Origin of the sequence: Streptomyces sp. HUAS ZL42 (assembly GCF_040782645.1) — a bacterium.
Classification (GTDB): domain Bacteria; phylum Actinomycetota; class Actinomycetes; order Streptomycetales; family Streptomycetaceae; genus Streptomyces.
This window is the reverse complement of record NZ_CP160403.1, coordinates 7,861,420-7,875,374: the sequence shown is the minus strand read 5'-3', so window position 1 is coordinate 7,875,374 and position 13,955 is coordinate 7,861,420. Positions and strand designations below refer to the sequence as shown.

Below are 13,955 nucleotides of genomic sequence, written 5' to 3'. Positions count from 1 at the left end.
CCCTACAAGCCAGGTCTGACATCGGCCCTGTAGTTCCTCCAACGTACGAGGGCCACCTCGATGATTCCCGGGCGCCGGGGTTTCCACCCTGTGCGCCCGGGTCGGTATGGGTGCCCGCTCAGCCGCCTGACAGGACCCTGACCAGGTCTTCTGCGGTGCGGCAGCGGTCGAGGAGCTCCTTGACGTGATTTCGCGTTCCGCGAAGTGGTTCGAGGGTTGGAACGCGCTGGAGGGAGTCCCGGCCGGGCAGGTCGAAGATCACGGAGTCCCAGGAGGCCGCCGCCACGTCGTCGGCGTACTGCTCGAGACAGCGCCCGCGGAAGTAGGCGCGGGTGTCCTCGGGTGGTTTCGACTTGGCCCGTTCGACGTCCTGCTCGTCGAGCAGTCGCTTCATGCGGCCGCGGGCGACGAGGCGGTTGTAGAGGCCTTTCTCGGGTCGTACGTCGGCGTACTGGAGGTCGACGAGGTGGAGGCGGGCGGCGTCCCAGTCGAGGCCGTCGCGGCGCCGGTAGCCCTCCATGAGTTCCCGCTTGGCCACCCAGTCGAGTTCGCCGGCGAGGCTCATGGGATCGCGCTCGAGGCGGTTGAGGGTGTCCTCCCAGCGGGAGAGGACGTCCTTGGTCTGTTCGTCGGCGTCGGCGCCGAAGCGCTCCTCCACGTATTTGCGTGACAGCTCGTAGTACTCCATCTGGAGCTGTACCGCGGTGAGTGTCCGACCGCTGCGGAGCGTGACCGTGCGCTTGAGGGTCGGGTCGTGGGAGACCTGATGGAGGGTGCGTACGGGCTGGTCGACGGCGAGGTCGACGGCGATGAAGCCGTCCTCGATCATGGACAGGACCAGGGAGGTGGTGCCCAGTTTGAGGTAGGTCGAGATCTCGGAGAGGTTCGCGTCCCCGATGATCACGTGGAGGCGGCGGTATTTCTCGGCGTCCGCGTGGGGCTCGTCGCGGGTGTTGATGATGGGGCGCTTGAGGGTCGTCTCGAGGCCCACCTCGACCTCGAAGTAGTCCGCGCGCTGGCTGAGCTGGAAGCCGTGTTCGTGGCCGTCCTGGCCGATGCCGACGCGGCCGGCGCCGGCGAAGACCTGGCGGGAGACGAAGAAGGGGGTGAGGTGACGCACGATGTCGGAGAAGGGGGTTTCCCGCTTCATCAGGTAGTTCTCGTGCGTGCCGTAGGAGGCGCCCTTGTTGTCGGTGTTGTTCTTGTAGAGGTGGATGGGCTGGGCGCCGGGGAGTGCGGCGGCGCGTTCGGCGGCCTCGGCCATGATCCGTTCGCCGGCCTTGTCCCAGAGGACGGCTTCGCGGGGGTTGGTGACCTCGGGGGCGCTGTATTCGGGGTGTGCGTGGTCGACGTAGAGGCGTGCGCCGTTGGTGAGGATGACGTTGGCGAGGCCGATGTCCTCGTCGGTGAGCTGGCTGGCGTCGGCGGCTTCGCGGGCGAGGTCGAAGCCTCGGGCGTCGCGCAGCGGGTTCTCTTCCTCGAAGTCCCAGCGGGCCCGGCGTGCCCGGTGCATCGCTGCCGCGTAGGCGTTGACGATCTGGGACGAGGTGAGCATGGCATTGGCATTGGGGTGGCCGGGGACGGAGATCCCGTACTCCGTCTCGATGCCCATTACTCGCCGTACGGTCATGCGGCCCTCCTTGCCCGGCGGCGCCCTCGGTCATGGGTGCCGCTCAAGTACCGCTGGTGCTCCGGTGCGTGTGCGGTGCCCGTCCCCGCACTGCGCGACCCGGCGGTACGGAAGAGCCTAGAACGCCTTTGCGCTGGTGGGGAGATCATTTGCGTCATTGCCTTGCTCCAGCCGTGGCCTCAAAAACAGTCGGCTGCGGGTACCCGGTGAGGGCACCCGCAGCCGCCCTGTCTTTTAGAGGTACTGTCCGGTGTTGGCCACCGTGTCGATGGAGCGTCCGGTGTCCGCGCCCTGCTTTCCGGTGATGAGGGTGCGGATGTAGACGATCCGTTCGCCCTTCTTTCCGGAGATGCGGGCCCAGTCGTCCGGGTTGGTGGTGTTGGGGAGGTCCTCGTTCTCCTTGAACTCGTCCACGCAGGCCTGGAGGAGGTGGGAGACGCGGAGGCCCTTCTGGTTGTGTTCGAGGAAGTCCTTGATCGCCATTTTCTTGGCGCGGCCGACGATGTTTTCGATCATCGCGCCGGAGTTGAAGTCCTTGAAGTAGAGGACTTCCTTGTCGCCGTTGGCGTAGGTGACTTCCAGGAAGCGGTTTTCCTCGGATTCGGCGTACATGTGTTCGACGGCCGTCTGGATCATGCTCTGGACGGTGGTGGCCTTGCTGTTTCCGTGTTCGCCGAGGTCGTCGGAGTGCAGTGGGAGGCGCTCGGTGAGGTACTTGCCGAAGATGTCCTTGGCGGCTTCGGCGTCCGGGCGCTCGATTTTGATCTTCACGTCGAGTCGGCCGGGGCGCAGGATGGCGGGGTCGATCATGTCCTCGCGGTTGGAGGCGCCGATCACGACCACGTTCTGCAGGCCTTCCACGCCGTCGATCTCGGCGAGCAGCTGGGGGACGATGGTGTTCTCCACGTCCGAGCTGACGCCGGAGCCGCGGGTGCGGAAGAGGGATTCCATCTCGTCGAAGAAGACGATCACGGGTGTGCCCTCGCTGGCCTTTTCACGGGCACGCTGGAAGACGAGGCGGATCTGCCGCTCGGTCTCGCCGACGTACTTGTTGAGCAGCTCGGGGCCCTTGATGTTGAGGAAGAAGCTCTTGCCTGCGGCCTGGCCGGTGACCTCGGCGACCTTTTTGGCCAGCGAGTTCGCGACGGCCTTGGCGATCAGTGTCTTGCCGCAGCCGGGGGGTCCGTACAGCAGGACGCCCTTCGGTGGCCGCAGTTCGTGCTCCTTGAAGAGGTCGGGGTAGAGGTAGGGGAGCTCGACCGCGTCGCGGATCGCTTCGATCTGGTTGCCCAGGCCGCCGATCTGTTCGTAGCCGATGTCCGGGACCTCTTCGAGGACGAGTTCTTCGACCTCGCTCTTGGGGACGACCTCGTAGACGTAGCCGGAGCGGGGTTCGAGCAGGAGGGCGTCGCCGGGGCGGATGGTGACGTCCAGCAGCGGCTCGGCGAGCCGTACCACCCGTTCCTCGTCGGTGTGCCCGAGCACCAGGGCGCGCTCGCCGTCCTCGAGGATCTCCTTGAGGGTGACGATGTCCCCGACGCGCTCGAATTCCATGGCCTCGACCACGTTGAGCGCTTCGTTGAGCATGACTTCCTGGCCGCGCCTGAGCTCTTCGAGGTCGACGCTGGGGCTGACGTTCACGCGGAGTTTGCGGCCTCCGGTGAAGATGTCGGCGGTGCCGTCCTCGTTCGCCTGCAGGAAGACACCGAAGCCGGCCGGTGGCTGTGCGAGCCGGTCGACCTCTTCTTTGAGGGCCACGATCTGGTCGCGGGCCTCGCGGAGTGTGTTGGCGAGTCGCTCGTTCTGTGCGGACACGCCGGCCAGGTTGGTCTGCAGCTCGACGATCCGCTCTTCGAGAATCCTCGTGTGTCGCGGAGAGTCGGCGAGCTTGCGTCGCAGGACGGCGATCTCCTGCTCAAGGTAGGCAATCTGCCCGGCGGGGTCTTCGGACCCTCGTCCCGGGCGGATGCCGCGGTTCATGTCGTCGTCGTGGGCTGCCACGGTCCTCACCTCCTCCAAGGGGAGCTGGACGCTTCCAGACCCTACCTGGGTGGGTGTCGATTGAAACCCCTAGATCACAAAGACTGTCGAGGTGTGTCCGATCTTCACCCTTGCGCTCTCCCTCACGCCAGGGGAATACCCACCGAACATGATTGGAAAGCGGGCGGGGGTAGGGTCGAAGTGTTCAACACCCGTCAGGGCCTGCATCGTTCCCGTGCGGGTCGGCGTAGTAAAGGGCAGGAGAGGTGACGTGCAGCACGAGGCCGGAGTCGGGGTCGAGGCGCTGGAGGTCTGGATCGACCAGGACCTGTGTACCGGCGACGGCATCTGTGCTCAGTATGCGCCTGAGGTGTTCGAGCTGGACATCGACGGTCTGGCCTATGTGAAGGGCCCGGACGAGGAGCTGTTGCAGGCCAAGGGGGCCGTGACGGCGGTGCCGTTGCCGTTGCTGGCGGATGTGGTGGACTCGGCGCGGGAGTGTCCGGGTGAGTGCATTCATGTACGTCGCGTTTCGGACAGCGTCGAGGTGTACGGGCCGGACGCGGAGTGATCGTGCGCGCGCCCTGTGTAACGAATGTCTGATTTCTCACATGGTTCGGTTGCGTGGTTTCAGACGGCGTGTGCTCCGGCGGGCGTCGAGCGGATGAACGCGCCGTTCTTCCACTGCCATTTCGCGCTGTCCTTCACGTCGGGGCAGCAACTGGGTACGTCGGCCGAGGAGTAGCCGAGGAGGGTGGCGGTGACGCTTCCCTCACGGACCGCGAGGGTGGTGACGGTGTTGCGGTCCTTGGGGTCGACGAGGGTGGCGACGACGCGGGGCTGTGCGGCGTGTGCGGCCCTGGTGAGGACGTAGACGCCGTCGGGCGGGGTGCCCATGGGTGCGTCGCAGTGGACGACGGCGACGGTCTCGGGCCTGCCGTCGCCGTCGAGGTCTCCGGTGGCCTTCTTCACCACGAGGGCCTTCACCGGGCCGCACTCGATGGGGAAGTCGACGCCCGTGGTGGCCGGGGGCGCGGCGGTCGGGGCGGACTTGTTCTGTGTGCCGGTGGGCTGGGCGGCGGTCGCGGGGCCGGGCTGGAGGAGTGAGGAGAGGGCCATCACGCCGGCGAGGGCCGTGGCGGTGGCGAGCCAGTGGATGGGCCGGGTGTGGGTGTGTGCCAGTTCCGGGACGGCGGATTGCTGCACTAGGAGCGTCTCCTGTGAGGGCTGTGCCGGTGGGGGTGGCCAGCATGGTGCCACACGTCACAGGGCAGCGGAACGGCGGGGTACGCGGTCGTCGTTGGGTGTCGGCGCGGTGGCGGCGGGCGTCAACGGAAGGGCGCCGTGGCCGAGTTTCCGGTGTGGTGCGGAACTCGGCCACGGCGCTGTTGCGTTGACTGTGGCACGGGGCCGCCTCGGTGGAGGGGCCCTGGGGTGTCAGCGGCCGCTGCCTCCGTCGGCGTTGGGGCCGGAGTAGTCCTCGCCGTAGGCGCCCTTGGCGGGGCGGCGGCGGCGCATGGGCGGTTCGACGCCGTCGGCGAGGCGGCGGGCGGTGAGGAGGAAGCCGGTGTGGCCGATCATGCGGTGGTCCGGGCGGACGGCCAGGCCCTCGATGTGCCAGTTGCGGATCATCGTCTCCCAGGCGGTCGGCTCGTTGAAGCAGCCGATCTCGCGGATGGACTCGACGGTCCGGGCGAGCTGGGTGGTGGTCGCGACGTAGCAGCAGAGGATGCCGCCGGGGACGAGGGCCTTGGAGACGGCCTCGAGGCATTCCCAGGGGGCGAGCATGTCGAGGATGACGCGGTCGACGTCGGTGTCGCTCAGGTTGTCCTGGAGGTCGCCGACGGTGAGCTGCCAGGCGGGGTGGGGACCGCCGAAGTAGCGTTCGACGTTCTGCTTGGCGATCTCGGCGAAGTCCTCGCGGCGCTCGTAGCTGTGCAGCATGCCCTGGTCGCCGATGGCGCGCAGCAGGAAGGTGCTGAGCGAGCCGGAGCCGACGCCGGCTTCGACGACGCGTGCGCCGGTGAAGATGTCGGCGAAGGCGAGGATCTGCCCGGCGTCCTTGGGGTAGACGACGGCTGCCCCGCGGGGCATGGACAGGACGTAGTCGGGGAGCAGGGGGCGCAGCGCGAGGTAGGCGACGTTCCCGGTGGTGCGGACAACGCTGCCCTCGGGAGCACCGATCAGTTCGTCGTGCGGGAAGGAACCCTTGTGGGTGTGGAAGTTCTTCCCGGCCTCGAGCGTGAACGTGTAGTGGCGGCCCTTGGGGTCGGTCAGCTGTACCTGGTCCCCGACCTTGAAGGGCCCGCGCCTGCGGGCGGCACCGGTCGGTTCGGACATGTGACCAGCCTACCGGCGTTTGCGGGGGCCGCCGACCACGGCTTGGGGGGAAGGGTGGTCAGTTGGGGCGGGCCATGGCCTTGACGAAGGCGCGTTCGACGTCGGCCGCGGACAGGACGCCGTAGATCTCTCCGGTCTCCTCCACCACGAGGTACTCGGTGGCGGGGGTGGCCCTGAGGGCGTCGAGGAGGTCTTCGCCGGCGAGTTCCGCGGAGACGCGCATGCCGTCCGTCAGTTCCTGGGCGAGGCCGCTGACCGGGACCCAGGGGCGGCGGTGTTCGGGTACGCCGACGATGGCGGCCTCGCGGACGAGGGAGAGGGGTTCGCCGTGTGCGTCGACGACGACGAGGGCGCGGGCTCCGGCGTCGTTGGCGCGGCGCAGGGCCTCGGAGAGCGGGGTGTCGGTCTCGACGGGGACGGCGCGGCGGGTGAGGGTGCGGGCGCGCAGGTCGGGGAGGTGTTCGCGCAGGCGGGCCATGCGCAGGCTGTTGCCGGCGCCGGTCCAGATGATCGCGGCGAGGATGGCGGCGAGCAGGGCGTCGGTGACGGTGTCCATGCCGACGCTGTCCTCGGCGCTGGAGCCGAGGGCGCCGGACTGGGTGAGCAGCGGGAGTCCGACCAGTACGGAGACGGCGAGGGCGCGGCCGACCCAGGCGGCGGCGATCGTGCCGGTCATGGGCCTGCCGGTGATCTTCCAGACGACGGCGCGGAGCATGCGGCCGCCGTCGAGGGGGAGGCCGGGCAGGAGGTTGAAGGCGGCGACGATGAGGTTGGAGATCATCAGGCCGGCGAGCAGGACGCCGGGGACGGTGCCGGGTTCGACGGGTTGCAGGGCGAGGTAGAAGAGCCCGGCGAGGACGAGGGAGAGGAGTGGGCCGACGAAGGCCAGGACGAACTCGCGTCCGGGTGTCTCGGCTTCCTTCTCGATCTCGGAGACGCCGCCGAAGAACTGGAGCTGGATGCGGCGGACCGGGAGTTTGAAGCGGAGGGCGGCGATGGTGTGGGCCAGTTCGTGGACGAGGACGGAGGCGTAGAAGGCGACCGCGAAGAAGAGGGAGACGAGGTAGCGGGCGGCACCGAGTTCGGGCAGCACACGGTCGAGCTGGCCGCCGAACACCCAGGTGATCAGGGCGGCGACGAGGAACCAGCTCGGCGCCACGTAGACGGGCACGCCGAACGGCCGTCCCATGAGCAGCCCGCCCCGCGGCTCCGGTGGCCGCTGCGGCGGACGCCCCTTGCCGGTACCGGCGTGGGCGTGGGCCCGGTCGTGGTGGGTGGGGTGGCCGGTGCCGGTGGTGTGCTGGGCGGGGTGGTCGGAGTCGGGGTGGGCGCCGCCGGGTTCCTGCGGCGGTGTGCCTGGGGCCTGGCCGTCGGTCTGCCCGCCGGAATCCTGCTCCCGCTCCCGACGGTCGGCCTGCCCGGCCGGGTCCTGTGCGGATCCGTTGCCGTCGGTCCCCGTGTGTGCCTCCTGGTCTTCTGCGTCCGCGGTGAACCTCCGCACGTCCGTGCCGTGTTCGCCGGTCGCGTCGGGGTCGTGCGGGGTGTGGTCGGGGTGTGCGGGGTCGGTGGCCGGTGCCGGATGCCCTGCGTGGTGCTCGGCCGGCCCGTCGTTGTCCGGCCGCGGCTGCCCGCTCCCGCCGCTTTCCACCACGGTGTCCCCTCGTTCGAAGCGTCTCCCGCGCGTGCGGGAGGTCTCGGGTCGATGGTATGCGGCCGTCGGGGTGTGTTCCGCCCCGGCACCCCTTGTGTTTCCCCTCCCGTCGCAGGTGTCACGACCGCGGGTGGGTCACTGTTGTCAGTGGCGGGCCGTATGGTCTGTGGTCATGGAGACCAGCACCGAGGACGCCGCGCAGCCTCCCAGTGGCGGTGTCGTACCCGGCGAGCCGCAGGCAGCAGCACCCGACAGCGTGGTGGCGACCACCGCCGAGCCGTCGTCCGGTGCGACAGCGCCCGCCTCCCTCTCTCCTTCGCGTGCCGGTGACTTCATGCAGTGTCCGCTGCTGTACCGGTTCCGGGTGATCGACCGGCTGCCCGAGAAGCCGAGCGAGGCGGCGACGCGGGGGACTCTGGTGCACGCGGTGCTGGAGCGGCTCTTCGACGCCCCGGCCGCCGAGCGGACCGCGGGGCGGGCCAAGTCCCTCGTCCCCGGTCAGTGGGACCGGCTGCGGGAGTCCAGGCCGGAGGTGGTGGAGCTGTTCGCCGACGATCCGGACGGCGAGCGGCTGGGGCGCTGGCTGACGGAGGCCGAGCAGCTCATCGAGCGCTGGTTCACGCTGGAGGATCCGACCCGGCTGGAGCCCGCCGAGCGCGAGCTGTTCGTGGAGGCCGACCTGGAGTCGGGGCTGAGGCTGCGCGGGATCATCGACCGGGTCGACGTGGCGCCGACGGGCGAGGTGCGCATCGTCGACTACAAGACGGGCAAGGCGCCCCGGCCGGAGTACGCCGAGGGTGCGCTGTTCCAGATGAAGTTCTACGCCCTGGTCGTGTGGCGGCTGAAGCAGGTGATCCCGCGGCGGCTGCAGCTGGTGTATCTCGGCAGTGGTGACGTGCTGACGTACGACCCCGTCCTCGCGGATCTGGAGCGCGTCGAGCGCAAGCTGCTGGCGTTGTGGGACGCGATCCGGCTGGCGACGGAGACGGGTGACTGGCGGCCGCGGCCCACGAAGCTGTGCGGCTGGTGCGACCACCAGGCGCGCTGTCCGGAATTCGGCGGCACTCCGCCGCCCTATCCGCTGCCGGTGAGGGCGGTCGGCTCCGGTGGCGGCGCTCAGGGCAGAATGGGCCCGGACTAGCGAAGGAGACTTACGTGGCCATCCGCGTCCTACTGGTCGACGACCAGCCGCTGCTGCGTACGGGCTTCCGGATGATCCTGGAGGCGGAGCAGGACATCGCGGTCGTCGGCGAGGCCGGAGACGGTCTGCAGGCGCTCGACCAGGTGCGGGCCCTGCAGCCCGATGTGGTTCTGATGGACATCCGCATGCCGCGGATGGACGGTGTGGAGGCGACGCGGCAGATCACGGGGCCCGGGCGGGACGGCCCGGCGAAGGTGCTGGTGCTGACCACGTTCGACCTCGACGAGTATGTGGTGGAGGCGTTGCGCGCCGGTGCCAGCGGCTTTCTGCTGAAGGACGCTCCGGCCAATGAGCTGGTGCAGGCGATCCGGGTGGTGGCGAACGGCGAGGCGATGCTCGCGCCGAGCATCACGCGGCGGCTGCTCGACAAGTACGCCACGCATCTGCCGTCGGGTGAGGAGCCGGTTCCGGACACGCTGCACACGCTCACCGACCGCGAGGTCGAGGTGCTGAAGCTGGTGGCGCGCGGGCTGTCCAACGCCGAGATCGCCGCCGATCTCTTCGTCAGTGAGACCACCGTCAAGACGCACGTCGGGCATGTCCTGACGAAGCTGGGTCTGCGCGACCGGGTGCAGGCCGCGGTGTACGCGTACGAGAGCGGTCTGGTGCGCCCGGGCGCGCAGTAGGACGTCGTACGGCACGAAGGGCGCCCCTCCTTGACGAGGGGCGCCCTTCGTTGTGCGTGCGGCCGGTTTCTCAGCTCTTGCTGAGGTCCCAGAACCGGAACACGGTGGAGGCGTCGAGGCAGTACTCCAGGCCGTAGACGCCGTCGCGGACGACGGCGTACTGCTTGGCCTGCCAGACCGGGAGGACCGGCAGCTGCTCGGCGACGATGTCCTGGAGCTTGGCGAAGTCGTCGTCGGTGGAGGCGCGGTCGCTCTGGGCGGCGGTGCGCGGGATGAGGGTGCCCGTGATCGTGGTGTTGGTGTAGTTGTTGCTGAGCACGTTGCCGTCGCCGAAGAACGGGGCGGTGAAGTTGTCGGCGTCCGGGTAGTCGGGGACCCAGCCCTTGACGTACACGCCGTACTTGCCGGCGGCGATGTCCTTCTCGTACCGGTCGTAGGCGACCGACTGGACCTCGGCGTCGAACAGGCCGCTGTCGTTGAGCTGTTCGGCGATGGCCTTCAGCTCCTGGTCGGTGGCGGGGCCGTAGCGGGACGGGGTGGACCAGAGGGTGAGCTTCACCTTGCCGGTGATGCCCTCGTCCTCCAGGGCGGCGGCGGCCTTGGCCCGGGAGGGGCGGGCGCCGTAGAGGTCGAAGAAGGCCGTGTTGTGGCCGGCGATACCGGCCGGGATGATCGAGTACAGCGGGGTCGCGGTGTCCTCGTAGACGTCCCTGATGAGGGCGTCGCGGTCGATGAGGTGGGCGATGGCCTGGCGTACGCCGAGCTTTCCGGCGACCGGGTCGTCCACGTTGAAGACCAGGTGCTGGACCTCGGCGCTGCTGCCCTCGACGACCTTGACGCCGGAGTCCTTGTCGCCCTGTTCGACGTCGGCGATGTCGCTCGCGGTGAGACCGCGGTAGGCGATGTCGACCTTGCCGTCGAGGAGGTCTTTCTTCAGGGCGGCCTGGTCGCCGTGGAAGAACTTGAGCGTGACGCCGGAGTTCTTCACCTCGGCGGTGCCCTTGTAGTTCTCGTTGACCGAGAAGACGGCCTCGTCCTCGCCGAAGGAGTCCAGCTTGTAGGGGCCGGAGCCGACGGCTTCGCCGTCCTCGCGCAGGCCGTCGGCGTCGTACTGCCGGTGGTCGACGATGGAACCGGCGCCGGAGGCGATCTTGCTGGGGAAGGTGGCGTCGGGCACCTTCAGCTTGAACACGACGGTCTTCTCGTCCGGTGTCTCGACCTTGTCGAGCATCGGGAACATGATGGCCGGACCGGCGTCGTCGTTGATCTTCAGCATGCGGTCGAAGGAGAACTTCACGTCCTCGGACGTCAGCGAGTCACCGTTGCTGAACTTCAGGCCGTCCTGCAGCGTGCACGAGAAGACCTTGGTCTGGGTGTCCTGGAAGGAGCACTCCTTCGCGGCTTCCGGCTGCGGTTCGGTGCCTCCGTCGGGGAAGCTGAGCAGCGACTGGAAGACGTTGTTGAACAACAGCCAGGATCCGGGGTCGTAGCCGGAGGCGGGGTCCGTGGCCAGGACGTCGTCGGACATCCCCATGACCACGGCGGAGCCCTTGCCCCCGGAGTCGCCGCTGTCCGTGCCGCATCCGGTCAGCAGGCCGGAGGCCAGCCCCGCCACGATGGGCAGGACCGGCCAGTGGTTGCGCATGTTCACTGCGTGTGCCTTGTCGTAGGTCTCGTCACCCCGGGGTCGCCGTCCCGGACCCCGGGTAAGGAAGGGGAGTTGTCAGCTGCTCACACCGCGGCCGAGCTCCCACAGCTGAAGGGTGGAGGAGGAGTTGAGCACGTACGCGGTGCCCGTGACGTCGTCGCGGGCGGCGACGTACTGCTTGCCCTGCCACAGCGGAAGGATCGGCACGTCGTCGGCGACGATGTCCTGGATGTCCGTCAGGCTCGAGGACGCGGCGATGCGGTCGGCCTCACGCCGGGACTCCGGGATCAGCGTGTTGATGATCTCGCTGTCGGAGTACGGCGACTTGAGGAAGTTGTCCTTGTCGAGGAACGGCGCGAGGAAGTTGTCTGCGTCCGGGAAGTCGGGGAACCAGCCCATGCCCCAGACCTCGTACTCGCCCTTGCGCTCGGCCGGGACGAACGAGTCCCAGGGGGTGCCCTTGATGGTGACGTCGAACAGGCCGCCGGCGTTGAGCTGCTTCTCCAGCAGCTCGAACTCCTGCTTGGTGGCCGGACCGTAGTGGTCGGTGGTGTAGTTCAGCGTCAGCTTCACCGGCGTGGAGATGTTCGCCTTCTCCAGCAGGGACTTGGCCTTGGCGGCGCTCGGGTCGCCGTACTTGTTGAAGAACGAGTTGGAGTGGCCGGTGATGGACGCGGGGACCAGCGAGTACAGCGGCTCGGCCTGGGAGCCGTACACCTTGGAGACCAGCTCGCTGCGATTGACGAGCTGGGCGACCGCCCGGCGCACCGCCTTGGTCTTCACCAGCGGGGCGTCTGTGTTGAAGGCGAGGTAGCGGATCTCCAGGCCGGCCAGCTCGACGAGGTCGACATCGCTGTCGGCGGACGCGTTGGACAGCTTCTGGATCTGCTCCGGCGACATGCTGCGGGTCATGACGTCGATGTCGCCCTTGTCGAGGGCGGTTCCCATCGCGTCGGCGTCCGTGTAGGAGACCATGTCGACCTTGTCGTTGTTCACCTTCAGCGTCCCCTTGTAGTGGGGGTTCTCGGTGAACTCGGCCTTGACGATCTCGTCGTCCTTCGTCACCGCGTGGAGGGTGTACGGGCCGGAGCCGTCGACGTCGAAGCCGTCGCGCAGCTTGTCCTTGTCGTAGTCGTCCGGGTTGACGATGCCCGCGACCGGCGTCGAGAGCTTGAAGGGGAAGGTTGCGTCAGCCGTCTTGAGGTGGAAGACGACCTCGCGGTCACCCTTGGTCTCGACGGTGTCGATGGTCGACAGCAGCGCGAACACGCCGGAGTCCGCCTTGATGGCGAGGGCGCGGTCGATGGAGAACTTCACGTCCTTCGCGGTCACGGGGTCGCCGTTGGAGAACTTGAGGCCCTCGCGCAGCCTGCAGGCGTAGCGCTCGTTGCCGGTGTCGGTGAAGCCGCAGCTCTCGGCGGCTTCCGGCACCGGGTCGCCGTCGCCCTTGGGCTGGATCATCAGGGTCTGTACGGTCTGGCGCAGGATGTTCCAGGTGCCGACGTCGTAGGCGTAGGCAGGGTCCAGGGGGGCCGGGGCGTCCTTGGTGGCGGTGAACCGGTCCGTGGTTCCGACAACGATGGCATTGTCACTGCCGCTTCCGCCGTCGGTCCCACCGCAGGCCGCGACCACGGGTGCGACCAGCCCGATCACGGCCGGCAGCACCAAGGTCTTGCGGTTCATGCTCGAGTTTCTCCACAGCTGTTGGTCCGTGTATCCGGCACGCAGGGGTGTTGCGGTGGATCACGGGGGTAAGGGCGATGTTCTCGCGACGAGATTAGTCCGCACCTGCACGAGGGTTCGCAGGAACAGGAGTTGAGGCCCCCTCACGCAGCGAAACCGGGCGTGGACTCACCGAATAACGGACAGGGGAAGGATTGGTACAGCGTTCCATCAATCAGGACACAAGGGCACGCCAACCCCCTTGGAACGGGGGCGGTCAGCACAGGTCGACCGGCGTGTCGACCCCTCCAGGGGTGGCAAACGTCACACCCTCAACGGGGCTCACGGATACCGGAATTCGGCCATCCAAGGTGATCCGAATTCCCTGGACACGGGTCGTCGGAATTCCCTGTTCTATCGCCGCTGCACGCTGGGTGAACGATCAGCCCATTTCCGTCATCGAAGCGTGTTCAGTTCAACATCAGGCCGCGCAGAAATGCCAGGTCGACCTCTTCGAGCGAGGCCACGACGGTGCGCCGGCCGGCCGGCGTGATGGGTGCCACCGAGGGCACGGCCACCACATGGCAGCCCGCCGCCTCGGCCGAGGCGACACCGGTCGCGGTGTCCTCGATGACCGCGCATCTGGCCGGATCCGCTCCGAGTCCGGCGGCGGCGACCAGATACGGCTCGGGATGCGGCTTGGTGCGGGCCACCTCGTCGCCGGCCACCGTCAGCGCGAAGTGCTGCGGGCCGAGCGAGGTCAGCACCCGGTCGATGATGCGCCGGTGCGAGGCGGAGACCAGCGCCGTGGGCACCTCGAACGCGGCCAGTTCGGCCAGCAGCCGGGCGGCTCCCGGCATCAGCGGCAGGGCCCGTCCGATGCGGTCCTCGAAACCCTGGTTGAGCAGCACCGTGAGTTCGGCGAGGGTGATGTCGGCGCCGGTGGCCTCGATGAGGAATCCCGCGCTGCGGCTCATGGGGCCGCCGACCACGACATGGCGCCAGGTGTCGTCCAGGGTGTGCCCGAGGCCGGCGAAGATCTCGACTTCGACGTCCCACCAGAATCCCTCGGTGTCCACCAGGGTGCCGTCCATGTCGAGGAGCACGGCTTGCAGGGCGGAGCCTTCGGCCGTACGGGTTCCGAGTGAGGGGACCGTACTGGTCATCCACGTACCTCCTTGAAGGGACGATCAGGCCGGTTCCCGCGCGGGAACCGG

General features: G+C 68.3%; 11 protein-coding genes. 3 read left to right on the top strand and 8 right to left on the bottom strand.

What is annotated here, in order from left to right; all coding sequences use genetic code 11:
• Nucleotides 1–118: 118 nt before the first annotated feature.
• Both dop and arc read right to left on the bottom strand, forming a co-directional pair.
• Entirely contained in the window at nucleotides 119–1,630 is a 1,512-nt protein-coding gene (dop, locus tag ABZO29_RS35860) for a depupylase/deamidase Dop (RefSeq protein ID WP_367324357.1), read from the bottom strand.
• Between the two features lie 234 nt (nucleotides 1,631–1,864).
• Nucleotides 1,865–3,631, bottom strand: coding sequence for a proteasome ATPase (arc, locus tag ABZO29_RS35855; protein WP_367324356.1), 1,767 nt, complete (start codon nucleotides 3,629–3,631; stop codon nucleotides 1,865–1,867).
• A 250-nt stretch (nucleotides 3,632–3,881) separates the two neighbouring features.
• Here arc and ABZO29_RS35850 point away from each other — a divergent pair, with 250 nt between their 5' ends.
• Nucleotides 3,882–4,181 carry a ferredoxin gene (locus ABZO29_RS35850; protein ID WP_367324355.1) on the top strand — a complete coding sequence of 100 codons (300 nt, stop codon included), beginning with the start codon at nucleotides 3,882–3,884 and terminating at the stop codon, nucleotides 4,179–4,181.
• A 59-nt stretch (nucleotides 4,182–4,240) separates the two neighbouring features.
• Here the strand turns inward: ABZO29_RS35850 and ABZO29_RS35845 are convergent, their stop codons facing one another.
• The 3 genes from ABZO29_RS35845 to ABZO29_RS35835 all read right to left on the bottom strand — a co-directional run bounded on the left by ABZO29_RS35845 (nucleotide 4,241) and on the right by ABZO29_RS35835 (nucleotide 7,601).
• The gene (locus ABZO29_RS35845) at nucleotides 4,241–4,816 is read right to left on the bottom strand and encodes a hypothetical protein (RefSeq protein ID WP_367324354.1); all 576 of its coding nucleotides are present in this window, start codon (nucleotides 4,814–4,816) and stop codon (nucleotides 4,241–4,243) included.
• 231 nt (nucleotides 4,817–5,047) lie between these two features.
• Complete coding sequence (locus ABZO29_RS35840) at nucleotides 5,048–5,950, bottom strand: tRNA (adenine-N1)-methyltransferase (protein ID WP_367324353.1); 903 nt, start codon at nucleotides 5,948–5,950, stop codon at nucleotides 5,048–5,050.
• A gap of 58 nt (nucleotides 5,951–6,008) precedes the next feature.
• Complete coding sequence (locus tag ABZO29_RS35835) at nucleotides 6,009–7,601, bottom strand: site-2 protease family protein (protein ID WP_367324352.1); 1,593 nt, start codon at nucleotides 7,599–7,601, stop codon at nucleotides 6,009–6,011.
• Nucleotides 7,602–7,773: 172 nt separating this feature from the next.
• Between ABZO29_RS35835 and ABZO29_RS35830 the strand changes: the two genes are divergently transcribed.
• Nucleotides 7,774–8,742: a RecB family exonuclease gene (locus ABZO29_RS35830; RefSeq protein ID WP_367324351.1), complete on the top strand. Its 969-nt coding sequence runs from the start codon at nucleotides 7,774–7,776 to the stop codon at nucleotides 8,740–8,742.
• Nucleotides 8,743–8,756: 14 nt separating this feature from the next.
• The gene (locus ABZO29_RS35825; protein ID WP_030608351.1) at nucleotides 8,757–9,428 is read left to right on the top strand and encodes a response regulator transcription factor; all 672 of its coding nucleotides are present in this window, start codon (nucleotides 8,757–8,759) and stop codon (nucleotides 9,426–9,428) included.
• A gap of 70 nt (nucleotides 9,429–9,498) precedes the next feature.
• On the opposite strand, the gene ABZO29_RS35820 is transcribed toward ABZO29_RS35825, so the two are convergent.
• From ABZO29_RS35820 to ABZO29_RS35810, 3 genes are all read right to left on the bottom strand, one after another.
• A complete protein-coding gene (locus tag ABZO29_RS35820) occupies nucleotides 9,499–11,079 on the bottom strand; it encodes an ABC transporter substrate-binding protein (RefSeq protein WP_367324350.1) in 1,581 nt (526 codons plus the stop codon).
• A 72-nt stretch (nucleotides 11,080–11,151) separates the two neighbouring features.
• Nucleotides 11,152–12,759: an ABC transporter substrate-binding protein gene (locus ABZO29_RS35815; RefSeq protein ID WP_367324349.1), complete on the bottom strand. Its 1,608-nt coding sequence runs from the start codon at nucleotides 12,757–12,759 to the stop codon at nucleotides 11,152–11,154.
• 449 nt (nucleotides 12,760–13,208) lie between these two features.
• On the bottom strand, nucleotides 13,209–13,904 hold the full coding sequence (locus tag ABZO29_RS35810) for an HAD family hydrolase (protein WP_367324348.1): 696 nt from the start codon (nucleotides 13,902–13,904) through the stop codon (nucleotides 13,209–13,211).
• Nucleotides 13,905–13,955 lie beyond the last annotated feature (51 nt).